Source organism: Pantoea sp. Fr-CA_6 (assembly GCF_024520895.1).
GTDB lineage: Bacteria > Pseudomonadota > Gammaproteobacteria > Enterobacterales > Enterobacteriaceae > Pantoea > Pantoea agglomerans.
In genome coordinates this window covers 273,486-298,886 of the sequence record NZ_JALNPO010000001.1, presented here as the reverse complement: position 1 = coordinate 298,886, position 25,401 = coordinate 273,486, and the positions used below count along the sequence as shown (strand labels likewise).

The 25,401-nt window shown below is 58.5% G+C and carries 21 protein-coding genes; 12 read left to right on the top strand and 9 right to left on the bottom strand.

Going from position 1 to position 25,401, the window contains the following annotated elements; all coding sequences use genetic code 11:
* The first annotated feature begins 191 nt into the window (after positions 1-191).
* The 4 genes from NR201_RS01405 to NR201_RS01390 all read left to right on the top strand — a co-directional run bounded on the left by NR201_RS01405 (position 192) and on the right by NR201_RS01390 (position 3,470).
* Positions 192-1,376 carry an MFS transporter gene (locus NR201_RS01405; RefSeq protein WP_256849290.1) on the top strand — a complete coding sequence of 395 codons (1,185 nt, stop codon included), beginning with the start codon at positions 192-194 and terminating at the stop codon, positions 1,374-1,376.
* 207 nt (positions 1,377-1,583) lie between these two features.
* A complete protein-coding gene (locus tag NR201_RS01400) occupies positions 1,584-2,078 on the top strand; it encodes an Rrf2 family transcriptional regulator (RefSeq protein ID WP_010245324.1) in 495 nt (164 codons plus the stop codon).
* Between the two features lie 271 nt (positions 2,079-2,349).
* Positions 2,350-3,168 (top strand): RNase A-like domain-containing protein, encoded by an 819-nt coding sequence (locus NR201_RS01395; RefSeq protein WP_010670095.1) that lies wholly within the window; start codon positions 2,350-2,352, stop codon positions 3,166-3,168.
* A gap of 8 nt (positions 3,169-3,176) precedes the next feature.
* Positions 3,177-3,470: a contact-dependent growth inhibition system immunity protein gene (locus NR201_RS01390; protein ID WP_010670096.1), complete on the top strand. Its 294-nt coding sequence runs from the start codon at positions 3,177-3,179 to the stop codon at positions 3,468-3,470.
* Positions 3,471-3,831: 361 nt separating this feature from the next.
* On the opposite strand, the gene oqxB is transcribed toward NR201_RS01390, so the two are convergent.
* Positions 3,832-6,984: a multidrug efflux RND transporter permease subunit OqxB gene (oqxB, locus tag NR201_RS01385; RefSeq protein ID WP_256849289.1), complete on the bottom strand. Its 3,153-nt coding sequence runs from the start codon at positions 6,982-6,984 to the stop codon at positions 3,832-3,834.
* Between the two features lie 12 nt (positions 6,985-6,996).
* Positions 6,997-8,151: an efflux RND transporter periplasmic adaptor subunit gene (locus NR201_RS01380; protein WP_010245312.1), complete on the bottom strand. Its 1,155-nt coding sequence runs from the start codon at positions 8,149-8,151 to the stop codon at positions 6,997-6,999.
* Positions 8,152-8,453: 302 nt separating this feature from the next.
* Here NR201_RS01380 and NR201_RS01375 point away from each other — a divergent pair, with 302 nt between their 5' ends.
* The 3 genes from NR201_RS01375 (at position 8,454) to NR201_RS01365 (ending at position 9,582) form a co-directional block, all read left to right on the top strand.
* Positions 8,454-8,795, top strand: a complete 342-nt coding sequence (locus NR201_RS01375; RefSeq protein WP_009090299.1) for a helix-turn-helix domain-containing protein — start codon at positions 8,454-8,456, stop codon at positions 8,793-8,795.
* 86 nt (positions 8,796-8,881) lie between these two features.
* Complete coding sequence (locus NR201_RS01370) at positions 8,882-9,316, top strand: ribonuclease domain-containing protein (RefSeq protein WP_010670098.1); 435 nt, start codon at positions 8,882-8,884, stop codon at positions 9,314-9,316.
* 2 nt (positions 9,317-9,318) lie between these two features.
* Positions 9,319-9,582, top strand: coding sequence for a barstar family protein (locus tag NR201_RS01365; protein ID WP_010670099.1), 264 nt, complete (start codon positions 9,319-9,321; stop codon positions 9,580-9,582).
* Here the strand turns inward: NR201_RS01365 and NR201_RS01360 are convergent.
* The 4 genes from NR201_RS01360 to NR201_RS01345 form a co-directional block, all read right to left on the bottom strand.
* Entirely contained in the window at positions 9,579-11,945 is a 2,367-nt protein-coding gene (locus NR201_RS01360) for a virulence factor SrfC family protein (protein WP_159226404.1), read from the bottom strand. The two genes, NR201_RS01365 and NR201_RS01360, sit on opposite strands and share 4 nt — an antisense overlap.
* Positions 11,942-14,905, bottom strand: a complete 2,964-nt coding sequence (locus NR201_RS01355; protein ID WP_256849288.1) for a virulence factor SrfB — start codon at positions 14,903-14,905, stop codon at positions 11,942-11,944. Before NR201_RS01355 ends, NR201_RS01360 begins: the two co-directional genes overlap by 4 nt.
* Before the next feature lie 2 nt (positions 14,906-14,907).
* Positions 14,908-16,275 (bottom strand): SrfA family protein, encoded by a 1,368-nt coding sequence (locus NR201_RS01350; protein WP_033767166.1) that lies wholly within the window; start codon positions 16,273-16,275, stop codon positions 14,908-14,910.
* A gap of 172 nt (positions 16,276-16,447) precedes the next feature.
* Positions 16,448-17,659 carry a benzoate/H(+) symporter BenE family transporter gene (locus tag NR201_RS01345; RefSeq protein WP_144340855.1) on the bottom strand — a complete coding sequence of 404 codons (1,212 nt, stop codon included), beginning with the start codon at positions 17,657-17,659 and terminating at the stop codon, positions 16,448-16,450.
* 84 nt (positions 17,660-17,743) lie between these two features.
* On the opposite strand from NR201_RS01345, the gene NR201_RS01340 reads away from it, so the two are divergent.
* The 3 genes from NR201_RS01340 to NR201_RS01330 all read left to right on the top strand — a co-directional run bounded on the left by NR201_RS01340 (position 17,744) and on the right by NR201_RS01330 (position 19,369).
* A complete protein-coding gene (locus NR201_RS01340; protein WP_060680161.1) occupies positions 17,744-18,301 on the top strand; it encodes a helix-turn-helix domain-containing protein in 558 nt (185 codons plus the stop codon).
* A gap of 66 nt (positions 18,302-18,367) precedes the next feature.
* A complete protein-coding gene (locus NR201_RS01335; RefSeq protein ID WP_010245273.1) occupies positions 18,368-18,793 on the top strand; it encodes a MarR family winged helix-turn-helix transcriptional regulator in 426 nt (141 codons plus the stop codon).
* Between the two features lie 15 nt (positions 18,794-18,808).
* Positions 18,809-19,369 (top strand): isochorismatase family protein, encoded by a 561-nt coding sequence (locus tag NR201_RS01330; protein WP_010245270.1) that lies wholly within the window; start codon positions 18,809-18,811, stop codon positions 19,367-19,369.
* Between the two features lie 13 nt (positions 19,370-19,382).
* Here NR201_RS01330 and NR201_RS01325 read toward each other — a convergent pair whose 3' ends face one another.
* Entirely contained in the window at positions 19,383-19,724 is a 342-nt protein-coding gene (locus NR201_RS01325) for a contact-dependent growth inhibition system immunity protein (RefSeq protein WP_163762970.1), read from the bottom strand.
* A 21-nt stretch (positions 19,725-19,745) separates the two neighbouring features.
* Positions 19,746-21,866 (bottom strand): TonB-dependent receptor PqqU, encoded by a 2,121-nt coding sequence (gene pqqU, locus NR201_RS01320; RefSeq protein ID WP_256849287.1) that lies wholly within the window; start codon positions 21,864-21,866, stop codon positions 19,746-19,748.
* A gap of 165 nt (positions 21,867-22,031) precedes the next feature.
* Between pqqU and NR201_RS01315 the strand changes: the two genes are divergently transcribed.
* On the top strand, positions 22,032-22,922 hold the full coding sequence (locus NR201_RS01315; protein ID WP_256849286.1) for an NAD(P)-dependent oxidoreductase: 891 nt from the start codon (positions 22,032-22,034) through the stop codon (positions 22,920-22,922).
* Complete coding sequence (locus NR201_RS01310) at positions 22,919-23,698, top strand: helix-turn-helix domain-containing protein (protein ID WP_010245094.1); 780 nt, start codon at positions 22,919-22,921, stop codon at positions 23,696-23,698. The genes NR201_RS01315 and NR201_RS01310 overlap by 4 nt, the downstream gene beginning before the upstream one ends.
* Here NR201_RS01310 and leuA read toward each other — a convergent pair.
* Positions 23,619-25,334 carry a 2-isopropylmalate synthase gene (leuA, locus tag NR201_RS01305; RefSeq protein ID WP_256849285.1) on the bottom strand — a complete coding sequence of 572 codons (1,716 nt, stop codon included), beginning with the start codon at positions 25,332-25,334 and terminating at the stop codon, positions 23,619-23,621. The genes NR201_RS01310 and leuA overlap by 80 nt on opposite strands.
* Positions 25,335-25,401 lie beyond the last annotated feature (67 nt).

Genomic DNA, 25,401 nt, shown 5'->3' with positions numbered 1-25,401 from the left:
ATAGTTACAACGTCCACAATGTGGCAGAAGCCTGGCGAGGATGCAAGCACCATATAGTTACAACATACTATAGGTGGTTTACTCAAAACCGTGCGGCCTGCATGGCTATCCAGTCAAAAGGGCATCACGCATTTTGGCTTATCGCAGAACATGTTATAAAAACGGTTCGCCTGCTAACCAGGAGATTGCCTGTGAATCAGAACAACAAACCCGGCATCGCCGCCATTATTACCCTGGGCTGGGTGCAGATCCTGTCATGGGGCGGGTCGTTCTACCTGATGGCGGTGATGGCGAATCCGATTGCGGCTGAGACAGGCTGGTCACAGCAGTGGATTTATGGCGCGCTCTCGACCGGGATTCTGGTATCGGGCCTGCTGTCACCGCTGGCTGGCAGGATTATCGCCCGCACCGGCGGCCGCCTGTTGCTGGCGCTGAGTGGCATGGTGATGGCGGTGGGGCTGGTGATCATGGCTTATAGCCACTCTCTGACGCTGTTTCTGTTTGCCTGGGTAATTATTGGCATCGGTATGGCGATGGGACTTTATGACGCACTGTTTGCCACGCTCGGCACCTGCTATGGCGGTCAGGCGCGTGCAGCGATCACCGGTATCACCCTGATATCTGGCTTCTGCACCACGCTGGTCTGGCCGGGAACAGCGTTGTTAATTCACGGATTCGGCTGGCGGAACGCGTCGCTGATAATTGCGGCACTGATGGTCGTCTGCGTGCTGCCTGCCTATCTGTTTGCCTTACCCGATAGCCATGCTAAGCGGCCTGTGAAAAAACTGAGTCCACAGCCTGGCACGGCGGAGATTGCGCCTGCGCTGTTCTGGCTGCTGTGTGCCATTTTCACTCTGGCGTCCGTGATCATGACAGCTATTTCCGTGCAGCTTATCGCCTTGTTGCAGGCGAGTGGTCATACGCTGACCTCGGCGCTGGCGATCAGCGCCGTACTTGGCCCGTGTCAGGTGGGATCCCGACTCGTCGATATCGCCTTTAAACGCAGTCATCCCATCCGTACCACCTTTTTTTCCGTTGGACTGGTGGCACTGGGCTTGCTGTTGCTGGCACTGTTTCCGCAGATGGCGTTGCTGAGCATGGTGTTGTATGGCGCAGGAAATGGCTTACGTGCCATCGTGCGGGGAACTTTACCGCTGGCGATGGTCAAACCAGAGTCCTATGCGATTGTGGTGGGTAAAATGGCCCGCCCGGCGTTGATGGGGCAGGCACTGACGCCGCTGATAGGTGGATATGTGTTTGAAAAGATGGGAGCATCGGCGACGCTGTGGTTGCTTTGCGCCCTGGCAATCTTTAACGTGGTACTGGTTATTGCGCTGAAGCAGCGATTACCGGCGACAGCGGCCACCACGGCATAACGGAACGGTTCTCCTTGCTCCGCAGGAAGAGGGCCGTTAGCAGGCTAAGCACCTTGTGCTATCGGGCCTCAGGCTTTGGTGAATACGTGCCTTGTCACCGCCGGTTTGCTTCAAAAAAGCAACAGTGTTTGTTATATTTATTGCTCATTGATTGTTCACTTATGCGGCAATAAAACAATAAGATGCACCGCAACTCAGGATAAAGAAATGCTTGATTACCGCTTCCCGACAGCTTTGCAAATGGTTCTGAGCGTAGCGATGGCGGAGCAAATGGGAAAACGCTCTACCAGCGCGATTCTGGCCTACGGGCTGGAAGCGAATCCCAGTTTCATACGAAAATTAATGGTCCCGCTGACCCGTGACGGCATTATCGTCTCCACGCTGGGCCGTACCGGTTCGATTCATCTGGGCCGTCCTGCTGCGGAAATTACTCTGCGGGATATCTATGTCTCAGTGATCGAAGACAAAAAAATCTGGGCCGCGCGTCCCGACGTCGCGCCACGCTGTCTGGTCAGTGCCAACCTCTGCTGGTACTTCAAGTCGATAGCCGATGAAGCCGAGCAGGCGTCGCTGGATGTGCTGGCAAAACGCACCGTGGCAGACGCACTGAACGAACTGAAGAAACGCGACACCAGCAACTGCACCGCCGTGCCGGAACCTGAACCCGAAGAGATTGATGATCTCTGCAAAAAGAGCCGCTGATTAGCGGCTTTTTTTATGCCTGCTGGTCAGTAACTTCCTGCCTCAAATCTGCCATAAGCCAATAACTCACTTTCCTGGGGTCGGTTATCACGCTGAACCTGATAAACATTTGAAAATTCAGCATCCTTAACAACATTAATGTTTTTTTCGTTTTCTGAAATGACAGGTGAACACATTCATGTAAAATCTATTTTCTGGTTTTTAGTGGATCTAAAATCTGAAAAGAAGAGACTATTTAGCCACGTATCTACTGCTCACATGAGGCTTCATTATGGATGATGATATAAAAATCATGATGTCCCCGGTTCAGCTCACTGCTGCTCTCTCGGATGAAACGGTTACTGAAGGTGAATCACTCAGTAACCGCTTATACGGTGGGTTGAATCTTGCATTAGGGACACTTGAATTAACCGGAGCAACCGCGCTGTGCATAGCGCCAGATCCATCCGGACTGACAAAAGCGGCATGCGTTGTCGTTGGCGTACATAGTCTGGATAGCATTCATGCTGCGGCTAATCAGGTACTTACAGGAAGAAATACGCGTACAGCAACTTTCCAGTTGGCCACAGCGACGGCTAAAAAGCTTGGCGCCGATAATAAGAGCGCAATGAATATAGGTTTAATGGTCGATATTTCTGTTCCGACGGCCTTTGCCTTTGCTGCCGGAGCGGCACGTGTCGCCTCTGTACGCTTCGGTAAGTTAAAGCTGGCTGAGCATGAAGCCGTTAAAGGTATTAAGGCTGGCGGACATACTATTGCTAAGCATGTAAATATTTCCGAAGCGGATTTGCTCGCGCGTCTTGCGCGAAGTCCTAAAACGCCGCTTGCAAGTTCATTTGTTAATATTGAGCAGGCAGAGCGATTCATAAGCGCCGGTTTGAAAGCGAACCGCTGGAAGATCATCTATTGGGCTGCCGCCAAAAGCGAAAGCATACTGGAATTAAGCTGGCAGTCCCGAACCGTAGTCGGTTATGGTTTCAGGCAAGGCAGTACAACTCGTCTGGAAGCGTATGCTGTCAGGATTGTTTTGCACCGTAAAGTGTTTAACGGCAAACCCTATTATCTTCTGACTTCATATCCTTCTTTCTGAGGCTATCAATGAATAAAAGTTATAAAAATACTGGAACGCTTATTCGGGTTTTTTTTGGTCAGGATTATGATCTTTTTGGGGAAACGGTAGAAGAAGTACTGGACAGTTATTTAGAAACTGAGAACCCAAAAACAGCAGCAAAGGTCTGTCAGGAAGCAGAGTATTTACTGTCCTTAAATGATCAAGCACTTACAGAGGCGTTTGAATCCATCAGTCAGGGAGAGTTCTATCCTGAACCCTGGGGAGAAACAGTACGGACTTTTTTGGAAAAGATAAAAAGTCATTTAAGTGCCAGACTTTAACTTAAAGGATTAACGGGTCATACGGTTAATGACTGTGAGTGGAGTTTTGGCTTAGTGAATAGCAGATGAGGAGAGGGAGCGTAAGACGTGTCAGGACCAGGTTCGCTTTCACTGAAGAGTACCGATGTATGTGGTATGAATTTTAAATTTTATATTATTAATCAATTTATTATTTGGAAAATTCATTCCTGATATCCAGATAAGCAGAACGCTGAAGATCAAAGATGAATAATGATTCAGAGAAACGCTGAATGAAAGATTGAAGCGGCGCTAGCCTGCAAGACGGGGTCTGCTGAAATCAGTGAATCACAGGCAAAAAAAGGGGGCGATCCTATGATCGCCCCCTTTTAACTTTTACGGTTTACGCCGTCACGGACGATGCACTACCTGACCGGCGCGTCACCAGCTTGCGCAGGGCCACATAGAACACCGGCGTCAGGAACAGGCCGAACAGCGTCACGCCGAGCATGCCGGAGAAGACCGTAATACCGGTAACGCCGCGCACCTCTGCACCCGCGCCTTCACCCAGAATCAACGGTATTGTACCGGCGATAAAGGCGATGGAGGTCATTACAATCGGACGAAGACGCAGGCGACACGCTTCCAGCGCCGCTTCCACAATCCCTTTGCCCTGAATCTCCAGCTCCCGCGCAAACTCGACGATCAGAATCGCGTTCTTACAGGCCAGCCCCATCAGCACCACCAGTCCGACCTGCACGAAGACGTTGTTGTCACCGCCAGTCAGCCAGACGCCAAACAGCGCAGAGAGCATGGTCATCGGCACAATCAGGATCACCGCCAGCGGCAGCGTCCAGCTCTCATACAGCGCGGCCAGCACCAGGAACGCCAGCAACACGGCCATCGGGAAGACAATCAGCGCGGTATTGCCCTGCGTTGACTGCTGATAACTCAGATCGGTCCACTCGATGTTCATGCCGTTTGGCAATAGCTGACCGGACATCGCTTCGAGCTGACTCATCGCCTGCGCCGAGGAGAGCACGCGTGGGTCGGCATCACCAATCAAATCCGCCGCCGGATAGCCGTTATAGCGGATCACCGGGTCGGGACCGTAGGTGGTGGTAATGTTGACCATGCTGCCAATTGGCACCATCTCACCGCGATCGTTTCGGGTACGCAGGTTAGCGATATCTTCGATGCTGTCGCGGAAATCCCCGTCAGCCTGCGCCATCACCCGCCAGGTGCGGCCAAAGCGGTTAAAGTCATTCACATAAGACGAGCCGAGATAGGTCTGGAGCGTGCTGAACAGCGCGGTCAGCGATACTCCCTGCGCTTTGGCTTTATCCCGGTCTACCTTCACATCAAGCTGCGGAACGTTGGCTTGATAAGAGGAGATGGGGAAGTGCATCCCTGGCGTCTGCATGATGCTGCCCGACAGCGTATTAATCGCCGTCTGCAGTGCGCCATAACCCAGACCCGCGCGGTCCTGCACATAGAGCGAATAGCCCGAGCCCTGGCCCAGTCCCAGAATCGGCGGTGGCATAATCGAGAAGCCAAAGCCCTGCTGGATTTGAGCGATCTTCGCATTGATCTCAGCGTTGATCTCCGCCGCCGTATGTTTGCGCTCATTAAACGGCTTCAGACCGAAGAACACCGTGCCGCTGTTCGGCGTATTGGTGAACTGCAATGCATTCAGGCCAGGGAACGCGACCGCATAGGCGACGCCTTCGGTCTGCATACCGATTTCGCTCATCTTACGAATCACTTCATCCGTGCGCGCCAGAGAGGAACCTTCCGGCATCTTCACGCCACCAATCAGGTAGAGCTTATCCTGCGTCGGAATAAATCCACCCGGCACGGTGTGGAACATAAATCCGGCACCCGCCAGCAGCAGAATATAGACGCCAAACACGGCGCCACGGCGACGCAGCGTACGGCCCACCAGCGATTCATAACCATGGGCACTGCGCTGGAAGAAGCGGTTAAACGGCCTGAATAGCCAGCCAAACAGCGCATCAATGATCCGCGTCAGCCGGTCTTTCGGCGCGTGATGATCTTTTAGCAGCATCGCCGCCAGCGCAGGCGAGAGCGTCAGCGAGTTAATGGCAGAGATCACTGTAGAGATGGCGATGGTAGTGGCGAACTGCTTGTAGAACTGCCCAGTGACGCCAGAGAGAAACGCCATCGGCACAAACACCGCGCACAGCACCAGCGCAATGGCGATGATCGGCCCGGAGACCTCACGCATCGCCTGATGCGCAGCGGCGCGCGGCGACAGCCCCATCTCAATGTTACGTTCGACGTTCTCCACCACCACAATGGCGTCATCCACCACGATACCAATCGCCAGCACCAGCCCGAACAGGCTCAGCGTATTCAGCGAGAAGCCAAGCAGATAGAGCACGCTAAAGGTACCAACTATCGAAACCGGCACCGCCAGCAGGGGGATGATGGAGGCGCGCCAGGTCTGCAGGAACAGAATCACCACGAGCACGACCAGAATGACCGCTTCCAGCAGAGTCTGCACCACGGCTTTAATCGAGTCGCGGACAAACACCGTCGGATCGTAAGGCGCGGCCCATTTCACGTCGTTGGGGAAGCGGGTCGCCAGCTCATCCATTTTGGCGCGAACCGCATTGGAGAGGTCGATGGCGTTGGCGCCAGGCGCCTGGAAGATGCCGATACCGACCGCATCTTTGTTATTCAGCTGCGAGCGCAGCGCATAGCTGCCCGAGCCCATCTCAATCCGCGCCACATCGCGCAGCCGCACCAGCGAACCATCTTCCGAGGTTTTCAGGATGATATCGCCAAACTGCTGCTCGCTCTCCAGTCGTCCCTGGGTGTTGATTGACAGCAGAAAATCGCTCTGTTTTTTCAGCGGCTCGGCACCCAGCTGACCGGCAGAGACCTGCACGTTCTGCTCCTGCATCGCCGTTACCACGTCAGAGGCGGTCAGACCACGCGCCGCCACTTTATTGGGATCAAGCCAGACGCGCATCGCATACTCGCCTGCGCCGAAAATCTGAATCTGACCGACACCCTGCAGGCGGGCCAGCTCATCTTTCACCTTGAGGGTGGCGTAGTTACGCAGGTAGAGCGAATCGTAGGTATTGTTCGGTGAGAACATGTGGACGACCAGCGTCAGGGTCGGCGACATCTTCTGGGTGGTGATCCCCAGCCGACGCACATCTTCCGGCAGACGGGCTTCCGCCTGCGCTACGCGGTTCTGCACCTGCACCTGCGCCTGATCAGGATCGGTGCCTGGACGGAAGGTGACGGTGGTCACCAGCACGCCGTCAGAACCGGCCACTGACTTCATGTACATCATGTTTTCGACGCCGTTGATTGCCTCTTCCAGCGGCGTCGCCACGGAATCCGCAATCACTTTCGGGTTAGCGCCTGGATATTCGGCGCGCACCTGTACGCTGGGTGGCACCACGTCGGGATATTCACTGACTGGCAGCAGCGGGATGGCAATCACCCCGGTCACAAAAATCAGGATCGACAGCACCGCAGCAAAAATGGGCCGGTCGATAAAAAAGCGGGAAAAGTCCATAGCGGCCTCGGATTATTGAGCGGCTGCCGCACGCATGGCGACCGGCTGAGCAGTGACCGGCATGCCGGGCATAAATACTTTTTGCAGACCGGCGATGATGACCTTGTCGCCGGATTGCAGACCCGATTTAACGATGCGCAAACCATCCACCATCGCGCCAGGCTGGATATCGCGCCGCTGCGCTTTACCTTCGCCATCCACCACGTAGACATATTTGCGATCCTGGTCGGTCAATACCGCCTTATCATCGATCAGCACCGCCTCGAACTGCGCGCTGCCGGGCAGACGCACGCGGGCAAACAGACCAGGCGTAAACTGCCGCTGTTGATTGTCGAGCAGGGCGCGCATACGAATGGTGCCGGTGCTGGCGGTCAGCTGGTTATCCAGAAAGTCAATTTTGCCCTGGTGCGGGAAACCCTGTTCGCCGACCAGCGCAATCTCAACCGGCAGCGCATGGCGCTGCTGGCCCTGACGCGCCATCGCCTGATAGTTCAGGAAGGTGTTCTCATCGACATCGAAATAGACATACATCTGCTGCTGCGACACCAGCGTGGTTAACACACTGGCGCTGTCGCCGGCGGTCACCAGATTACCGGCGGTGATCATCGCCCGGCTGGCGCGGCCATCAATCGGCGCGGTGACGCGGGTAAAGTCGAGGTTCAGCTGCGCCATATCGACCGCGGCCTCTGCGGCCAGCACATCCGCCTGCGCCTGACTGGCGGCAGAACGACGCTGCTCCCACGCTTCGCGGGAAATCGCCTGCGTGCCGATCAGCTTCTCGCTGCGGCCCGATTCGCTGCGGGCCAGACTCGCCTGACTGCGCGCCCGGGCCAGTTCCGCTTTGGCCTGCTCCAGCGCCGCGCGGTAACTCCGGTCATCAATGGTAAACAGTACCTGACCTTTTCTGACCTCATCGCCTTCACGATAGTTAACGGCATCAATGTAGCCAGAGACGCGCGGACGCAACTGCACGCTCTGCACCGCTTCAACCCGGCCATTGAAATTGTCCCATTGACTGACCGGTTTGATCAGCACGGGTGCGGCACTCACTTCAGGCGGCGGGGGAGCGGCGTTTTGCGCCACACCTTTATCGCAGCCGCTCAGTTGCGTGATGAGCAGTACCATCCCTAAGAGGGTTAAACCCTGACGAACCCGGTTCGTAATCATTGTTGTTATTCCGCGATAGATATAAACAGGCAGCCTGCAGGCCAATATTTGCAACTTTTAAGATTGCAATTAATCGCGGTGAGTGTAGGCTTGCGTGGCTGGCAACTGCAAGAATAACAGATACACTTTATGTGCGGTTTAGGGCAGGGCGATGAAAGCCTGAACAACTTAGCTAAAACCCCACAGATAGTGCGGCATTTAATGTACTAATAAAACTTGCATTAAATGGCATAGTCAGCCACCCTTAAGTGTAACTGCAACTGATACTAATACTTTTCGCCACGGCGACAGGAGAGACTGGAATGATGAGTGATGCTTTTATTCACGATTTAATCGACTGGATTGATAACAACATCGAAGCACGTCTGGATCTGGATACCGTTTCAGAGCGCGCGGGCTACTCCAAATGGCACCTGCAGCGCATGTTTAAAGAGCACACCGGTTATCCACTGGGTGAATACATCCGGGTTAAGAAGCTGAAGAAATCAGCCGACCGCCTGACCAGCACTGATGAACCGATTCTCAATGTAGCTATCTCGTTAGGTTTCGACTCCCAGCAATCCTTTAACCGCAGCTTCAAACGCCAGTATGGCGTCGCGCCGGGTGCATGGCGTCGGCACAGCGGGGATTCGCACGCAGCATAACCTCGCCAGGGCCAGCTTGTCTGGCCCGCGCTTTTCTCTGCGCGCAAAACTGGTATCATCTGCGTCCTGTCGTCACGGATGCCATCATGTCAAAAAAACTCTGGATTGGACTTTTTCTCGTCCTCGCGGCCTGTTTCTACGGCCTTAAACCCTATCTTAATTCCGTTTCAGCCCCTGCCCAGGCGGATATCGCCACCCTGACTGACGCCCATACCGTGGCGCGCTGGGTGCTGCAGCATCAGCAACTGCCAGACTACTACCTCACCAAAAACGACGCGCGCAAGCGTGGCTGGAATCCGGCCAAAGGCAACCTGTGTGACGTGTTGCCAGGCAGAGCCATTGGCGGCGATCGCTTTACGAACCGTGAAAAGCGTCTGCCCGCGCGTGCGGGCCGTCAGTGGTATGAAGCGGATGTGAATTATCGCTGCGGGCATCGCGACGCCGATCGCCTGGTCTACTCCTCAGACGGGCTGGTGTTTCTCTCCACCGATCACTACCGCAGTTTCAGGCAGGTGCCCTGATCATGCTTAATCTGACCTTTGACCTGCGTCAGCTCACCACGCGCGCGGCGTTTTATCAGCAGTTTGCTGAGCAGAGCGGCTGTCCGCAGACCTTCGGACATAATCTGGATGCGTTATGGGACTGGCTGACGGGCGGGATGGCGCTGCCTGCGACAATGTGGTTGCAGCACTATGCCGCGCATCAGGCCGATTTAGCGCCGGTGCTGGCGCTGCTGGAAGAGGCGGCGCAGTCGCTGGAGGGCGAACTGCGCCTGATCATTGATTAAGCGCGTAGCGGCTTGAGCAGCGCAACCAGCGCTTCGCGTGCTGCCAGTGGCAGATCGCCGCCGCCAGTGTAACCATTGTTCTCAATGATGACCTGGTTCAGCCCCACCAGCCAGTCGTAGATATAGTAGGCCGTGTGGTTGGCCGGGGCGGCAGAGAGTCTGGTCAGACGCTGACCGGAACTGAAGCTGACGCTGGGAGCCGGAGGCCGCGAGAAAATCACCTGACCCCGGTTAACGCGGCTGGCAGGGCGTTCATTTTCAGGACGCTGTAAAAAGCCGAGCCAGGCCACAAAATCCCCCAGCACCGTCATTGCCCGCGTCACCTGACGATCCGCGCGTGATTCATGGCTGACGCTCTGCGTATCGGGCTCATGCAGCGCCTGCTGCAGCTTTTGCGCGATATCGGTGCGGAATCCGGCCGTGATCAGCTCTTCAACCAGCCACTCCATCGTTGGCTTATCCACGTTCAGCAACGCCAGCAGGCTGCGGTTTTCCGGCAGCTGCCGCAGATGATCCAGCCACAGCAGCAGCACCTGACGCGGATAGTGCTGCGCGCTCTGCAGACTCTGACGCGGCTGAACCGGCGCTTCAGCCGGGCTCTCACTGAACAGGTCAAATTCAAACCCGATGCCAAACTGATTTTCCGGTGCCTGAATACTGGCCGGTTTGCTGCCTTGTAAGGCGGACTGATTGAGCCACAGCTGACGCAGCGCCTCACGCGGCGGCTGCAGACGTTCCAGCAGCTCGCCATGCAGGCCGGTCCGATGCTGTAAACACTTCAGTAGCGTATCGGCGATATTCTGTTTGCGTGCCGCCTGTTCCGGGCTGGCACCCGCTTCGGTCCAGGGCAATAAACGCCGCTCCACCACAGTGTGCTGAATCTGCGCCAGCTGAGCCAGCAGCATGTCGCGGCGGGCTTCCGGCTGCATCTCATCCTGCAACCAGCTCGCCATGCGGTCGACGCCCGCGCGATCCAGTGCCAGCATCGATCCCCAGTGCTGACCGGGCTGTCCCATCTGACGCTGCACCGCTTCATCCACATTGACCTGCTGATGGCGGGCATCGAAAGGGGTAATCGCCCAGATCAGGCGCGGTTTCTCTGCAGATTCCTGTGCGGGCTGCTGACGCTGCCATTCGCGCAGCGTTTCGCTGGCGAGGTCGGCATCCTGACGCTGGCTGGCTGCGGTACAGACCAGCAGCAGATCGATTGCCTGACGCGCGGCGTAAAAACCGGGCAGCAGGGCACGTTTCTGTTCCAGCAGTTGGGCACGCAGCGGATCCTGCTGCTGCAGGCGCTGACGATCTTCCTGGGTTGCCGCGTCACCGGACTGGCCTGGCGCGGGCAGTTCCAGCATATCGGCATCATCATAGAGCGCGGTTCGCGGTGTGGAACTTAGCGGGACCAGCACTTCCAGCGTCAGCAGCGCCAGTAATCCCAGCGGCACGTTCTGCGCCTTACCGATGCGGTTACCATTCAGCGGGCAGACTTCCACCAGCTGCTGCTGATCCTGCTCACTGGCCGGAACAATCAGCTGCTCGGCCGGCAGCAGTGATGTGTCGGTCAGCAGGCTCAGCGGGGCGAGCACCCGGCTGCTGTTACGCAGCTGGTGACGCAGATGCAGCAGGGTGCGCAGCATCTCATTCAGTTCAGGCTGACCCGGCCACAGCAGTGAAAAAAGCTGTACCCGGTCGTCAACGCTGAGCCAGGGGGCCAGCTCAACCGCCTGCGGCCAGAAATGACGATCAAGCCGCGCATCGTGGTGCGCACGGCGACGGCACCAGGACCAGAGTGTCACCAGCGCATCGCCTTCCAGACCCGCCAGCGGCGTGGCGAGGCGATGACGCTGCAGGCGCTGCAGTGCGCTGTCGATCTGTGCGGTGTCGGGCGTTGTCGCGCCGGCACAGGCGACCATCAGCCGTACGATCTCCGCTTCACTCAGCAGCGTCAGTTCAACCGGCCACTCGTTTGAAAGTGGCTCGCGCTGATGGCTGAAACGGGTGGCGGTAGCAAAATCGAGGTTGCCGGGATTGATATGCTGAAACCAGTTCAGCAGTTTATCACCCATGCGGGTCACTAACTGGCCCTGTGCATCGGCCACCATTTCGTTCAGCAGCCAGGCCTTACCCGCCTGCGACTGGCCAAACAGCGCCAGCGTCACCGGACGCGCCACCTGCTGCGCCAGCGCCTGAGTCTGCACGCGCGCCTGGCGCAGTTGCAGCGTCAGGGTTTCTGCTTCCAGCGCCAGACGCGGCGACTGCTCACGGCTGCTCTCAATCCAGGCCAGACTGTTATTCAGGGCGTCCTGCAACAGGCCAAGACGTTTTGCCAGCGTTTGCGGCTGACGGGGTTTCAGGGCTTTCATCGTTTACACACGCTCCCGCTGTCAATCCAGTATTGCGCATTGGCATTGCCGGTCGCCGACAGGGTATTCAGCTTAAGACTCAACTGCTCCAGCGGCACGCGGGTGCCATCATCCAGGCGGGCATCGCTCAGCACCAGACTTTCCGGGCCGGACGCGTCGGGTCCGGCTTTTACCGCCAGCCGGATGCGCAGCACGCTCTCACCGGCCACTTTACGCGCCAGGGTGGCGTCGTTCAGCGTCAGGCTATAGAGCGGCGAGGCGGGCCAGCGATCGTTATCAAGCTGGCGGAAGCCGAGACAGACGTTGCCGCGAATACGGAAACTGCGCTTTTTATCCAGCACATAGCCGGGATCGTCGAGGTCAATTTCGCTGTAGCAGAGGTTCTCGTCCGTCAGCGCCTGGTTTTCGTCGAGCATGCCAAGATAGCGAATCGTCGAGTAGGGTTCAAAATCGCCTGCGCGGAACCAGAAGCTGCTGAGGCGCAGATCCAGCGCCAGCAGGCAGAGCATCGCGCCGACCGCCGCGGTCGATTTCGGGTTGTCGATGCGGCCATGTTTGTTAAACGGATACCAGTCGCTGGTGTGATAGCCTTCCAGCGACAGTATACGGCTGCCCGGCAGCGGTTGCAGATGACGCACCAGCGCCTGAATGCCCGGGAAGCGCGACGGGCGACCGGTCAGCAGCAGCACGTCACACTGATAGAGCGACACCACTTCACACATTGAACGCAGCGCCGGGATAATCGCCATCCGGTGCTGCATAAATTCACCGTGCAGCTGTGACAGGCTCACCACCAGCGGTACCTGCAGCAGGTCAAAGCGGCTGTTACCGCCCAGCTCGCGCTGAATCTCGCCGTTGACGAAGGCCAGTACCGCTTCGCCCGGCGGCTGATCGACCAGCTCGCCAAACAGTGCGTTGATCTCCGCGTGGCTCTCCAGCGGATCCCAGTTTTCGTAGCGTTCCAGTACCGCCTGCGCCAGAGGAATAAACAGTTGTAAGGTGATCTGCTGACGCAGCGTGGCCTGACCGTCCATGCGGCTGTCGTGACCAAACAGCTTGTTCATCAGCGGTTCCGCCAGCGTCAGGCCCGCTTTCTGCAGATGCTGCTGCAGCGCCGGTAAAATCCACAGCTGAATCACATCCAGCAGGATATCGTCGCCCGCGACTTTAAAGCCTTCGCGGAACAGCAGTCGCGGCGTGATTTTGACGTTGTTGCCCTGACCATCATCCAGACGATACTGGGTGATGGCGAGGTCAGTAGTGCCGCCGCCGATATCAATCGAGGCGATGCGCAGGCTCTTGCCTGGCAGTTCGTCAGCATCGCGCGGGCGATCCGGACGGGCCATGCTGCTGAAAAAGTCTTCGGCGCGACCGGCAAAGTTGACCTGGGTTTCATTAAACAGCCAGACCATCTGACCACAGGTCGCTTCATCCCACTCCATCTGCACATCCGGCAGCGGTTTCGGGTTCTGACGTGGCAGTGCTGGTGAAAGGTCATCTTCGTCAGCCAGCCAGCCTTCCGCTTTCCAGACCAGCGCCAGCGCCTCCTGCATCCGGCGGCGGAAAATTTCACGCTCCGGCTTCGGCATCGCTGACGGCAGCGTCAGGATCACATGGCGCAGCTGACGCGGCGCGTGGCTCTGCGGCATCCGCTGACGCTGTGCCGCGCTGTTCATCTGCATCAGCGCCTGAGCCAGCAGCTCACACAGCATAAAGGTCATCAGCGAACTGCGGCTGTAGTGCGGAGAAAAGACCGGCAGACGATCGTCCGGTGCCAGCGTCGAGAGCGGCTGGCCTTCGTCGTTGAGCAGGGTGGTAAAGGGTGCGGCATAGGCCAGCGGTTCAGCCTGCTCGCCGGGCGTGTTAAAACGCCAGCCTGGCTGATAGCGCGCCTCATCCCACAGATAACGGCGCGGGCTGGAGAGGCCGGTGCTGCCTTCCAGTCCCACACGCTGCAGGGCCAGACGGCTCGCTTCACGGCCGACGCGCGTCAGAGAAGGCCACATAAAGGCCTGCTCACGACCGCTCTCCAGCGAGAAATTCGCTTTGCCAAAACGGGTCTCGGCAAACTCCAGACGGCTATCAAACAGCTCGTTGTAAACCTGATGCGGCTGCGACAGATCGCGCAACTGCAGCTCATAGGTCTGCTTCAGGCCGTTGCTCTCTTCCGGGTGATCTTCCACCAGAATGCCGCAGGTATGGGAGTTACCGACATCCAGAATGATATCGACGTTGACCGCCGGGGTCTGCAGCGTGGCGGCCTGAATATGGACCTCGCTGAGGTCGAGCTGTTCGCCCAGCAGCTCCAGCAGATTGAGGTAGTGCGCCTGATACTCAAACTCGCGCAGCGCCTGATTAATCGCCTGTTCGCGGCGATCGGAGACGCGGTCGGTAAAGGATTCGCGCAGCCAGCCGTCAACCCAGGTCAGGTCAAGAAAATCACCCAGCTCGTAGTTGTGCCAGGCGAGCGCAAAGGTCACACCGTTCTGTGCATCAGCCGGGCTGAGGCCGAGCTGTTCACCGCCATCCTGTTCCGCTACGCAGCGGGTATCAAAGGCCAGGCTGACGCGATGGGTATTGCCCGCTGCATCGGGCGCGGGCAGCGCAACCAGACGCATCCGCGCCCAGTTTTCAGGACCGCCGATAAAACGACGTCCGCTGGCACAGCGCAGCATCGGCAGCGGCAGCCAGCAGGCTGACAGCAGAGAGAGCGAGTCCGCCAGCGCGATATCAGACTCCGGGCGCACCACTTCCGCAGCGCCGCCATCTTCCGGATAGAGCAGGAACTTACCGCTGTTGCCATCGACGTTCAGGCGCAGCAGCGGGCCGTTGGCGGTCTGGCGCACAAACTGGCGGCGCGCCGGGGTATCTGAGAGTTGCAGGCCGAAATCCAGAAACTGCACGCCGCTGTTTTCAATCAGCGAAATTTTTTGTTTGTCATCGATCAGGGGAGCCAGCATCGTTATTTACTCTCACGCTTAATCGTCATCGGGAAGACCCGGTCATCAGCATACTGCGCTTCACATACTGCGGCGCCGATACTCGCATGGCAGACCAGCAGCGGCATACGGTAGCGCGAACTGTTCTGGCACTTCGCCGTGTAGCGGCTTTCAATCACCAGGTTACCGGCGCTGGTCATGGCCGCGCTGACATCCGCTTTACAGGTGGTATTGCCCTGGGCGATCTGCACGCTGCCTTTGCCGTTTTTAAACTGGAAGCGCATCACCGGAGGCTTACCGGTTGGCGTCGGCATCTGGTCGATAGTGACACGCCAGCGGCCATCAATCACCCGTACCTGGCCATCGCGCACCGCATCCGGCGTCACGATCAGGTCATCGGGTTTGGCCGGAACCGGCGCCGTCACCGTTGTGGCAAGGGTAGCAGATGAGGTTGCCGGTGCGGTATCGGTGGTGGTGTTGGCCGGTTTCTGCGGCTGCGATTCAGGGAGTTTTTCCGGTGCTGCCTGCTCGGCAGGTGGCGTGACAGACGGTGTCGCCGCCACCGGTGCCGGAGTCGCAGCAGGAGCCGGAGTGGGTACCGTCGCCGGGGCTGACGCTGGCTTCGCGGTGGCAACCGGTGTTTTTACGGGCTCTGAACGATGCAGCAACACGGCCACCGTCACGGCGGCAGCAATCGCCACCGGCGGTAACAGATACCAGACGCGGAAACGGCGGCGAGCCGCTACAGGCGTCGCCGGCTGAGCTTCAACGGGTGCCGCAACCGGCAGCGGTTCAGCCACAGATTCAGGTTCAGGTTCGGGCTCAGCGATTATCTCTGGTTCAGCGATGACCGGCGCGGCAGGCAGCTCAGGCAGCGGTTCAACCAGCGCCACCGGCAGGTTCTCTTCCAGCGTGTCACGCAGGCAGGCCAGCGCGTCATCGCGGCTGCGCGCCTGGGCATCGACAAAGCCCCAGAAGGTGATGACCGGTTTGCCATCAACCAGATAGACATACTGCTGGTCGGGGAATTGCAGGGTTTTGCTCAGCAGCGCACCAAACAGCCGCATTGATGGATTCTCTGCCGCGCGCGCGCGCGTACTGAGATCCTGCATATCCTGCTGACAGGCGGTGAGCTGTTGCAGCGCCGCGCGACGTTCATGATCGCTGGCACCCAGCCAGGATTTCACCCGGCCGCTAAAAGGGGCATACCAGTCGAGGCGATCGCCCCGTTCATTGGCCTGAGGAATGGCCAGGCAATCTGCCAGTGCGCTCTGACGGCGCAGGCGCAGGGTTTCACGAATTTGCAGTGCTGAGGCGTAGACCGGCTGGCCATTTTCACCTAACGCCAGAACTGCATCTAAATTACCGCTGCGCAGAAAAGTTTTTGCCACCTGTTGGGCCCTTATCGGTCGTTGTCTGAGGCAGAAAATCGCGTGTTATCGACGATTAGGTTGATTTTACGCGGGGCAATGACAAATCAAACGGCAGAAAAAGGGGGTAAATCCACTGTTTTTTTCACCGGCTGACGGAAAAACCACCGCTATTTCAGAGAGTATGACGCAATCAGCCGGATTTGCGCACCAGCAGCAGGTGGGCGATGACGCCGCCCGCCAGTCCCCAGAAGGCCGGACCAATGCCCAGCAGCGAAACGCCGGATGCGGTGATCAGAAAGGTGATCAGCGCGCTGTCGCGTTCGGCAGGCAGATCCAGTGCGCGGTGGAGGCTGCCACCCAGCGTGGCAAGGAGTGCCAGACCCGCCAGCGCCTCAATCAGTACCACAGGCAGGGCACTGAACAGCACGGCGATCAGCGCACCGGACGCGCCCGCCAGCAGATAGAAGATCCCCGCCAGCGCCGCCGCGCGCCAGCGCTGCTGAGGATTTGGGTCGACCTCATCGCTCATGCAGATGGCCGCCGTAATCGCCGCCACGCAGACCGAAAAACCCCCTAATGGCGACAGCAGCAGCGCAATTAATCCGGTCCAGCTCATCAGTGAAGAGACGGGCGGACGGTAGCCGTGCGCCTGTAGCGTGGCGATGCCGGGGGCGTTCTGTGACGCCATCGTCACCAGGAAATAGGGCACGCCGATCCCCAGCAGCGTGGTGAGCGTAAAGTGCGGCATCACGACTTCCGGCATTGTCAGCCTAATCGGCTGCGGCGGAAAGTGAATGGCGTGCTGTGCCAGCGCGACGGCAACACCCACCAGCAGCGTGACCAGAATTGCATAGCGGGCCAGCCAGCGGCGGGCCAGCAGCCAGGCCAGGCACATGCTGCCGCACAGTACAAAGTTACTTTGCAAATCGGCAAAGGTCTGCAGCCCGAAGCGCAGCAGAATACCTGCCAGCATCGCCGCTGCCAGTGAAGCGGGAATGTAGTTCATCAGCCGGGCAAACAGGCCGGTGACGCCGCACAATACGATCAGCAGGTTGGCGAAAACAAAGACGCCTACCGCCTCATTCAGCGAAACGCCGTGAAAACTGGTCGCCAGCAGCGCGGCGCCGGGCGTTGACCAGGCAGCCAGCACCGGCATGCGGTAGCGCAGTGACAGGCCCAGCGAGGCGATCCCCTGCGCAATGCCCAGCACCGACAGCCAGCCGCCAATCTGCGCGGGCGTGGCGCCCGCCGCCTGAAACATCTGATAGATAATCGCGCCACTGCTGCTGTAGCCCACCAGCACAGCCACGAAGCCGGAAACCAGCATCGGCAGGGTAAAACGGGGAGGTTCCGCTCTCGTCATGGTCAGACTCTTTATGAGGTTGTGCGTTATAGCGCACATGGTCGCATGATGCGCTATAACGCACAAGTGTTACACTATTGCCATAACGTCACTCACCAGGATGACGAGAAAGCAGGAGAAAAAATGGCGGATTTTCAGCAACACCTGAGCAGCGCGCTCAGACAGTTGCGGCAGGCCAATGGCTGGAGCCTGACGCTGACGGCGGAGCGAACCGGCGTCAGTAAAGCGATGCTGGGCCAGATTGAGCGCGGCGAATCGAGTCCCACCGTGGCGACGCTGTGGAAGATTGCCACCGGTTTCAACGTTCCCTTTTCCTTTTTTATCGACGGCAGCGTGTTGCCTTCAGGCGCCGCGCCAGGATTCAGTCAGCCCAATGCCGACATGTCGGTACGGTCGCTGCTGCCTTACGATCCGCAACTGCGTTTTGATCTGCTGGCGGTGGAGCTGGCAGCGGGGGCGCAGAGTCATTCTTCGCCCCATGAAGCGGGCTGTGTGGAGCAGGTGGTGGTCATCGAGGGCGAACTATTGCTGGGCGTCGGTGACCTCTGGCGACGTCTGCTCGCCGGGGAGGCATTCCAGTTCAGGGCCGATGTGCTGCACAGCTACCGGAACCCGCTCAGCACGCCGCTGCGCTTCCACAGTCTGATCCATTATCTGCAGCGCCCGGACGTTACAAATTGATACCTGAGCAAACTACACAGTTTACCTTCGTATCTTTATACTTTCGCTTATCGATGGAGACGTGTAATGAGCGATCTGACTGAATCCGCTGCAATGCTGCGCATGCTGGTGGGCAAGCTGGGCCGCCGGTTGCGCGAGTCAGCACCGCCTGGCGAATTAACCTGGTCGCAGGTCGCGGTGCTGGGTCATCTGGTTCGCGATGGAGCGATGACGGTGACGCAACTGGCGGCGGCCGAGGGCGTACGCACCCAGTCAATGGGCGCGACCGTCGCCGGGTTACTGGCGGCAGAACTGGTGACGGGCGAGCCGGATCCCCATGATGGCCGTAAAACCCGCTATCTTCCCACGACGTCCAGCCTGGCGGTGATTACGTCGAGTCGCGCGATGCGCGATGACTGGCTGGTCCGGACGCTGGAAGCGCGACTGAGTCCGGCAGAACAGCAGCAACTGACCGACGTTCTCCCTCTGCTGCAACGACTCACTGACTATTAAATCTGAGGATTCAACATGGCTGTAACCACACTGGATGCAAAAACTGCGCTGATTGTTATCGACCTGCAACATGGCATTGTGGCGCTGCCGCTGGTTCATGAACCGCAGCCGGTGATCGAACGCTGTGCCGGACTGGCTGAGGCGTTTCGCGCGCACGATCTGCCGGTTGTGCTGGTTAACGTGGCTGGTGGGGCGCCGGGCCGCAATGAGCAGGCACGTCACAGCGGCGAATTGCCCGCCGACTGGGCCACGCTGGTTCCGGCGATGACCCCACAGCAAAATGACCTTACGGTCACCAAGAAAACCTGGGGTGCGTTTCACGCCACGGCGTTGCACGATGAGCTGCAAAAGCGCGGCATTACTCAGGTAGTTATTTGTGGTATCGCGACCAGTATCGGCGTGGAATCCACCGCACGACAGGCGTATGAGCTGGGTTACAACGTCACGCTGGCGACCGATGCGATGACCGATCTCAACCTCGACACGCACAACAATAGCGTGAACCTGATCTTCCCGCGCCTGGGTGAAACCGGCAGCTGTGAGGATATTAAGGCGCAGCTGAATTCACGCGCCTGATTGGCGTGTGACGTTAAGCGTCGGGCCACCGCGACGGTGGCCCGTTGAGGGCAGACATAGCTCTTATCAAAAAACTGCGCCATGTTTCTCCCCAGGGGGCCGGACGAAACTCTTCATCAGCAATTGCTGACATAATGACATTCAAATCATCATCCTCATTCTGAAGCAGGATGTTTATTTCATTCCGCGCTTCGATAACAGGCATGTCATGATCAATATAGCTCTGAAGCATTTCTTCGAGGGTATTGCCAAAGTCGTCATGGTGGCAGCTTAAAAATACTCTTAACATGCCGGTTAGCGCCGGGTATTGTTTCTCGGGTTTATCACCCCATCCACGGATAAGACGTGAGAACATAATGAGGTTACCCGTTATAATTTATCGGAAGGCGTAACCCAGCGTTAAACCGACGCTGTAATTGCGGCCCGGCGCGGATTCGAAATAGCGACCATTACTCTCATTCACAATCACTGAACCCACATAGTGCCGGTCAAACAGGTTATCGACCCGGCCAAACAGATCCAGTGTCCAGTTCTCAACCAGCCACTTATAGCCACTGTTAACCGCTGCCACGGTGTAGGACGGGGTGTTCACGCTGTTCTGATCTTCAGCGGCGATCTGGCTCAGATAACGCACCTCACTGCCTGCATAAAAGCCCTGTTCAGGCAGGTAACCAAGTCCGGCGTAAGCCATGTTACGGGCGATGCCGGGAATGCGGTTGCCGTCACAGCTGTCGCTGCCGCAGGCGTTGCTGCGATAGCGCGCATCCAGCAGGGTGTAGGCCATCTTCAGCCGCCAGTCCCAGGCAAACTGCTGATCCAGGCTTAACTCCAGACCGCGACGGCGGGTCTGACCGGCATTTTTATAGGTAGTGCGTCCGCCACTGCTGGCATCCGCCACAATCTCATCCTGGGTATCGGTCTGGAACAACGCCGCGCTGATCAGGCCATTGCCGATGCGTTTCTTGCTGCCAATCTCCAGCGTATCGCTGGTGGCCGGTTTCAGCCCCAGATTCAGACCGGTCGCGCCGTCTGAACGGTAAGAGAGCTCATTAATGGTCGGGGTTTCAAAGCCGCGACCGGCGGAGATCCACGCGTTCCAGCCTGGGTCAAAGGCATACTTCAGTGCCGCAGCGGGCAGCCATTTGTGATAGCGCGCATCACCGCTGTCGTCGCCGTTACCGGGCTGAATATAGAAGTCATTAGAGTCAAAGTTAACGGTGCTGAACCGCACACCCGCATCCAGCGACAGCTTATCGGTCAGTTGCCAGGCGGTCTGCAGATAGGGATCGAGCGTCCACATCAGGTTGCGCTCGTTGCGGCGAAGATTGCCCTGTTCGCCCAGTTGCGTCACCCCGTTGCTGACCGTGAAGTTTTCATAGCCCTTGCGGCGCTCGGTCATGGTTTCGTAGTCGAGTCCGCCGGTCAGCGCCACCGGAATAGACAGCAGCGTGTCGCGATGGGTCCAGCGGGTATCGACGCCCTGATAGTGGCGGGTCAGGGCGATCACGCCACCGGGATGAGACGGGTTGCGCTGCACGGCTGCGGGGATCGACTGGAACTGGGTAGTTTCGCGCATGCCCGCATAGAGCATCACGCTGAGGTCGTCATTTTCACTCATCTGGCGCTGATAACGCAGGCCGCCCTGAGTCTGATCGACAGTCTTACGGGTGTTATAAAGCGGGACGTTGCTGACCACCTGACGTGGATTCTCACGCCACTGCGCCTCGGTTAAGCCGCCGGGATCCTGCGCGTCAATGTGAACGCTGTTAAACAGCAGCGTCAGGGTGCTGACATCATCAATACGCACGCCCAGTCGGGCGTTGCCAAGGTTTTTCTGCGCAGCGCTGTGATCACGATAGCCGTGAGTGGTGAAGCGTGAGGCGGAAACTGTGTAGTTAACATCTCCGGCATGGCTGCCGTCACCGGTCGCGCCGCTGGCTTTGACGCTGTTTCGCCAGCTGCCGTAACTGCCATACCAGCTGCTGGCTTCAAGCGTGGTCGGCTGTTGTCCTTGTTGGGTAGTGACATTGATTACGCCACCCGAAGCGTTGCCATACAGCGCAGAGAACGGGCCGCGCAGTACCTCAACATGATCAATCGAGCCGATATCGATATTGGAGGTCTGCGCCTGACCATCCGGCATGGTGGCCGGGATGCCATCCACATAGATGCGCAGCCCGCGTACGCCGTAGGTTGAGCGGGAGCCAAAGCCACGCATCGACAGCTGCAGGTCCTGTGCGTAATTTTGCCTGTTCTGGATCTGCAGACCCGGCACGCTGCTGAGGTTTTCCGACAGGTTAACGCGCGGCGCTGCCTGGCGCATATCGTCACCACTGACCACGCTCAGGGCCGCAGGCGTATCAAGTTCGTTAAGGCCCGTTTCCGGCGGTGCAGCCGTGACGACCAGGTTATTGTCATTATCCGCCGCCAGCAGCGGCAGTGGCAAAATGGCAGGCAACATCAACAGCGTCGCCTGGCGCAGAGAGATTATTTTCATTATATGTGGCCTGAAAAAAGAGAGGATATGAACCAGGTGGAACAATTTCCGCATATGGTAAGGGTTTGATGCGCTGGGGTACATCATTTCGGGCTGGATTTTTTCTCTGTTTACCGCCAGGCTGGAATCCATCTTTTGCAGTGATATGGCGTCCGATTCACCCGGATGCAGACAAAAAAACTCACGGGAGTCAGCATGAAACATCCTGAAGTGGCGGTTCTGGGATTAGGCGCAATGGGGCACGCATTTGCCGCAAACCTGCTGAAAAAAGGCTTTCACGTTCATGGCTGGAACCGCACCCGCGCGCGCGGCGAAGATCTGCTGGATGCGGGTTTGCAGCTGGCTGACTCGCCAGCCGAGGCGGTGCGTGAAGCAGATGTCGTGATCGCCATGCTGTCTGATGGCGACACCACTGAGCAGGTGCTGCATCAGGTCAAAGAGGCGTTTAAGCAGGGCGCGACGCTCTGCCAGATGGGCACCATCGGCGTAGAAAAAACCGACGCGCTGATCGCCTTTTTCGCAGAAAAACGCCCCGATTTGTTACTGATCGATGCGCCGGTCTCCGGCACCAAAGCGCCAGCAGAGAATGCGCAGATTCTGGTGCTGGCCAGCGGCGATCAGAGCCGGGCGCAGGCCGCAGAAGCGGTGTTTGCTGCCATCAGTAAAGGCACCCAGTGGCTGGGTGAGGCGGGAAAAAGCACCCGGATGAAGCTGGTGATCAACAGCTGGCTGATTGGCATGATGCAAAGCCTGGCGGAGAGTACCCGGCTGGCAGAGCAGTTCGGCTTTTCCACCGACGATCTCTGGCAGGTGCTGGAGGGCGGTCCGCTGGCCGCACCGTATGCGAAAATGAAGCTCGGGATGATCGCCAGCGACGACTTCACGCCGCAGATGCATCTGGTCTGGGCGCTGAAAGATGCCCGCCTGGCGCTGGATGCCGCAGAGACGCCACTGCCGGCGCTGGAGAATATCGCCCAGCTCTGGCAGCAGGCGGTGGAGGCCGGACACGGTGAAGAGGATCTGGCGGTGATCTACCGCTACCTGAAGGCGCAATGAGTCAGCAGCATTTTGACTTCAGCACGCGTCCGCTGGTGCCGCTGGCGCACGATTATCTGCACGGTGCCAGCGAACCCTGGCACCAGCACGCCTGTGCCCAGCTGATCCACACCCTGAGCGGCGTGGTACGGGTAGAGACGGAGTATGGCAGCTGGATTGTGCCGCCGAGTCGCGGCGTCTGGCTGCCCGCATTTACCCGTCATGCGCTGCAGATTACCGGCAGTGTGGCGGCGCGCACGCTGTTTATCGATCCGCTGGCGCGCGCCGATCTGCCCGCCAGTTGTCAGGTGGTGCAAATCTCACCGCTGCTGCGCGAACTGATTGTCACGGCGCTGAGCCTGCCAGAGCGTTACGCCGCAGGCAGTCGGGCCGAGCGGGTGATGGAGTTGATTCTGGATGAAATCCGCGGCATGGACGTGCTGCCCTTTGCGCTGCCGACGCCCGACAGCCCCCGTTTACAGGCGCTGTGCGAGCTGATTCAGCAGACGCCCGGTGAGAGCTGGACGCTGCTGCGCGCCAGCGCCCACCTGAATGTCTCGGGCCGCACTCTGGCCCGCCATTTTATGCGCGAAACCGGCCTGCAGTTCAGCGACTGGGTGCGGCGCGCCCGACTGGCTATCGCCCTGACGCGACTGGCTCAGGGCGACTCCGTGCTGCGGGTGGCGCTGGAACTGGGCTATGAAAGCCCCAGCGCGTTTAGTGCGATGTTTCGTCGTCTGCTGGGCGTCTCTCCGACTGACTATTTTCCGCCTGCAGAAACTGGCCTGCCGCGCTGAGCAGCGCCTGCAGGGCGGCGCGGGCGGTGTCATTGTCGATACTCACTCCCCAGGCTCGCGCGCCACGGGCATCCACGCAGCTGATATAGGCCACCGAGCGGCTGTCACTGCGTCGTCCCAGCGTATGCTCGTGATAGTCCTCAATGGTCAGATGCAGATCAAACGCGCTGCGCAGGGCATTGACCGCCGCCGACAGCCAGCCGTTGCCGCTGCCGGTCAGCGTCAGCGATTGCGTCTGATACACCACGCTGGCGCTAATCTGCGTCTGCCCGCCACTGTCACTCTGGCTGTCAGCCCGCTGTAATGCCACCGCGGGCTGCGTGACGCCATACTGGCGGCAGAAGAGCTGCCACAGCGCGTAGTGCGTCATCTCTCCGCCGTGCCGGTCAGTCTCCTGCTGAACACAGCGGCTGAAATCCTGCTGCAGCGCTCGCGGCATTTGTAACCCGTGATTCTGCTCCAGCAGCCAGGCGGCCCCGCTTTTTCCCGACTGGCTGTTAACGCGGATCACCGCCTCATAGCTACAGCCAATGTCGGCCGGGTCCAGCGGCAGGTAAGGCATCTGCCACTCTGTTTCCTGCTGTTCGGCGCGGATGGCAAACCCTTTTTTAATTGCATCCTGATGAGAACCAGAGAAGGCGGTGAAGACCAGCTCGCCCGCATAGGGATGGCGCGGATGAACCGGCAGCTGGTTGCAGCGGGTTACCACTTCAATTACCTCATGCATCTGGCTGAAATCGAGCTGGGGCGAAACGCCCTGGGTATAGAGATTCAGCGCCAGCGTCACCAGGTCCACATTGCCGGTGCGTTCACCGTTACCAAACAGACAGCCCTCGACCCGGTCAGCGCCCGCCAGCAGCGCCAGTTCTGCGCAGGCGACGCCGGTGCCGCGATCGTTGTGCGGATGCACGCTGATGCAGACGGCATCACGGCGGCTGAAGTGACGGCAGAAAAACTCAATCTGATCGGCATAAACGTTGGGGGTATTCACCTCCACCGTGGCGGGAAGGTTAATGATCATCGGGCGCTGCGCGTCCGGTTGCCAGACATCGGCTACCGCCTCGCAGATCTCCAGCACAAACTCTGGCTCGGTAAAGCAGAAGGTCTCTGGCGAATATTCAAATGTCCAGTAGGTTTCCGGCTGCGCCTCGCATTCGGCGCGGATCTGCCGTGCACCAGCGGTGGCCAGCGCCACGATTTCCGCTTTGCTCTGCTTAAATACCCGCTCGCGAAACAGCGGCGCGGTGGCGTTATAGAGATGCACGATGGCGCGTGGCACAAACTGCAGCGCCACAAACGTGCGGGCAATCAGGTCCTCCCGCGCCTGGGTCAGCACCTGTAACGTCACATCCTCCGGGATACGCTGCTGCTCAATCAGGTCGCGGACGAAATCGAAATCCGTCTGCGACGCAGAGGGAAAGGCGACCTCGATCTCCCGAAACCCGCAGCGCAGCAGCAGATCCCAGAAGGCCATTTTGCGTTCCCGATCCATCGGTTCTGCCAGTGCCTGATTGCCGTCACGCAAATCGGTGGAAAGCCAGCGTGGCGCCTGGGTCAGCTGGCGTGAGGGCCACTGGCGATCGGGCAGGGTGATCAGCGGGGAGGGACGATATTTATCAGCGGCTCGGGTCAGCATAAGAGTCTCCTGTGGTTTTTTTACCAGTCTGCCGACACGCCTCCGGGTCCGCGCGCGCAGGGCTGAC

Excerpts from the sequence above, each read along its gene's own strand:
- NR201_RS01400 (WP_010245324.1), top strand. The coding sequence starts at position 1,584 with ATGCTTGATTACCGCTTCCCGACAGCTTTGCAAATGGTTCTGAGCGTA.
- NR201_RS01395 (WP_010670095.1), top strand. The coding sequence starts at position 2,350 with ATGGATGATGATATAAAAATCATGATGTCCCCGGTTCAGCTCACTGCT.
- NR201_RS01390 (WP_010670096.1), top strand. The coding sequence starts at position 3,177 with ATGAATAAAAGTTATAAAAATACTGGAACGCTTATTCGGGTTTTTTTT.
- oqxB (WP_256849289.1), bottom strand. The coding sequence starts at position 6,984 with ATGGACTTTTCCCGCTTTTTTATCGACCGGCCCATTTTTGCTGCGGTG.
- NR201_RS01380 (WP_010245312.1), bottom strand. The coding sequence starts at position 8,151 with ATGATTACGAACCGGGTTCGTCAGGGTTTAACCCTCTTAGGGATGGTA.
- NR201_RS01375 (WP_009090299.1), top strand. The coding sequence starts at position 8,454 with ATGATGAGTGATGCTTTTATTCACGATTTAATCGACTGGATTGATAAC.
- NR201_RS01370 (WP_010670098.1), top strand. The coding sequence starts at position 8,882 with ATGTCAAAAAAACTCTGGATTGGACTTTTTCTCGTCCTCGCGGCCTGT.
- NR201_RS01365 (WP_010670099.1), top strand. The coding sequence starts at position 9,319 with ATGCTTAATCTGACCTTTGACCTGCGTCAGCTCACCACGCGCGCGGCG.
- NR201_RS01360 (WP_159226404.1), bottom strand. The coding sequence starts at position 11,945 with ATGAAAGCCCTGAAACCCCGTCAGCCGCAAACGCTGGCAAAACGTCTT.
- NR201_RS01355 (WP_256849288.1), bottom strand. The coding sequence starts at position 14,905 with ATGCTGGCTCCCCTGATCGATGACAAACAAAAAATTTCGCTGATTGAA.
- NR201_RS01345 (WP_144340855.1), bottom strand. The coding sequence starts at position 17,659 with ATGTGCGCTATAACGCACAACCTCATAAAGAGTCTGACCATGACGAGA.
- NR201_RS01340 (WP_060680161.1), top strand. The coding sequence starts at position 17,744 with ATGGCGGATTTTCAGCAACACCTGAGCAGCGCGCTCAGACAGTTGCGG.
- NR201_RS01335 (WP_010245273.1), top strand. The coding sequence starts at position 18,368 with ATGAGCGATCTGACTGAATCCGCTGCAATGCTGCGCATGCTGGTGGGC.
- NR201_RS01330 (WP_010245270.1), top strand. The coding sequence starts at position 18,809 with ATGGCTGTAACCACACTGGATGCAAAAACTGCGCTGATTGTTATCGAC.
- NR201_RS01325 (WP_163762970.1), bottom strand. The coding sequence starts at position 19,724 with ATGTTCTCACGTCTTATCCGTGGATGGGGTGATAAACCCGAGAAACAA.
- pqqU (WP_256849287.1), bottom strand. The coding sequence starts at position 21,866 with ATGAAAATAATCTCTCTGCGCCAGGCGACGCTGTTGATGTTGCCTGCC.
- NR201_RS01315 (WP_256849286.1), top strand. The coding sequence starts at position 22,032 with ATGCAGACAAAAAAACTCACGGGAGTCAGCATGAAACATCCTGAAGTG.
- NR201_RS01310 (WP_010245094.1), top strand. The coding sequence starts at position 22,919 with ATGAGTCAGCAGCATTTTGACTTCAGCACGCGTCCGCTGGTGCCGCTG.
- leuA (WP_256849285.1), bottom strand. The coding sequence starts at position 25,334 with ATGCTGACCCGAGCCGCTGATAAATATCGTCCCTCCCCGCTGATCACC.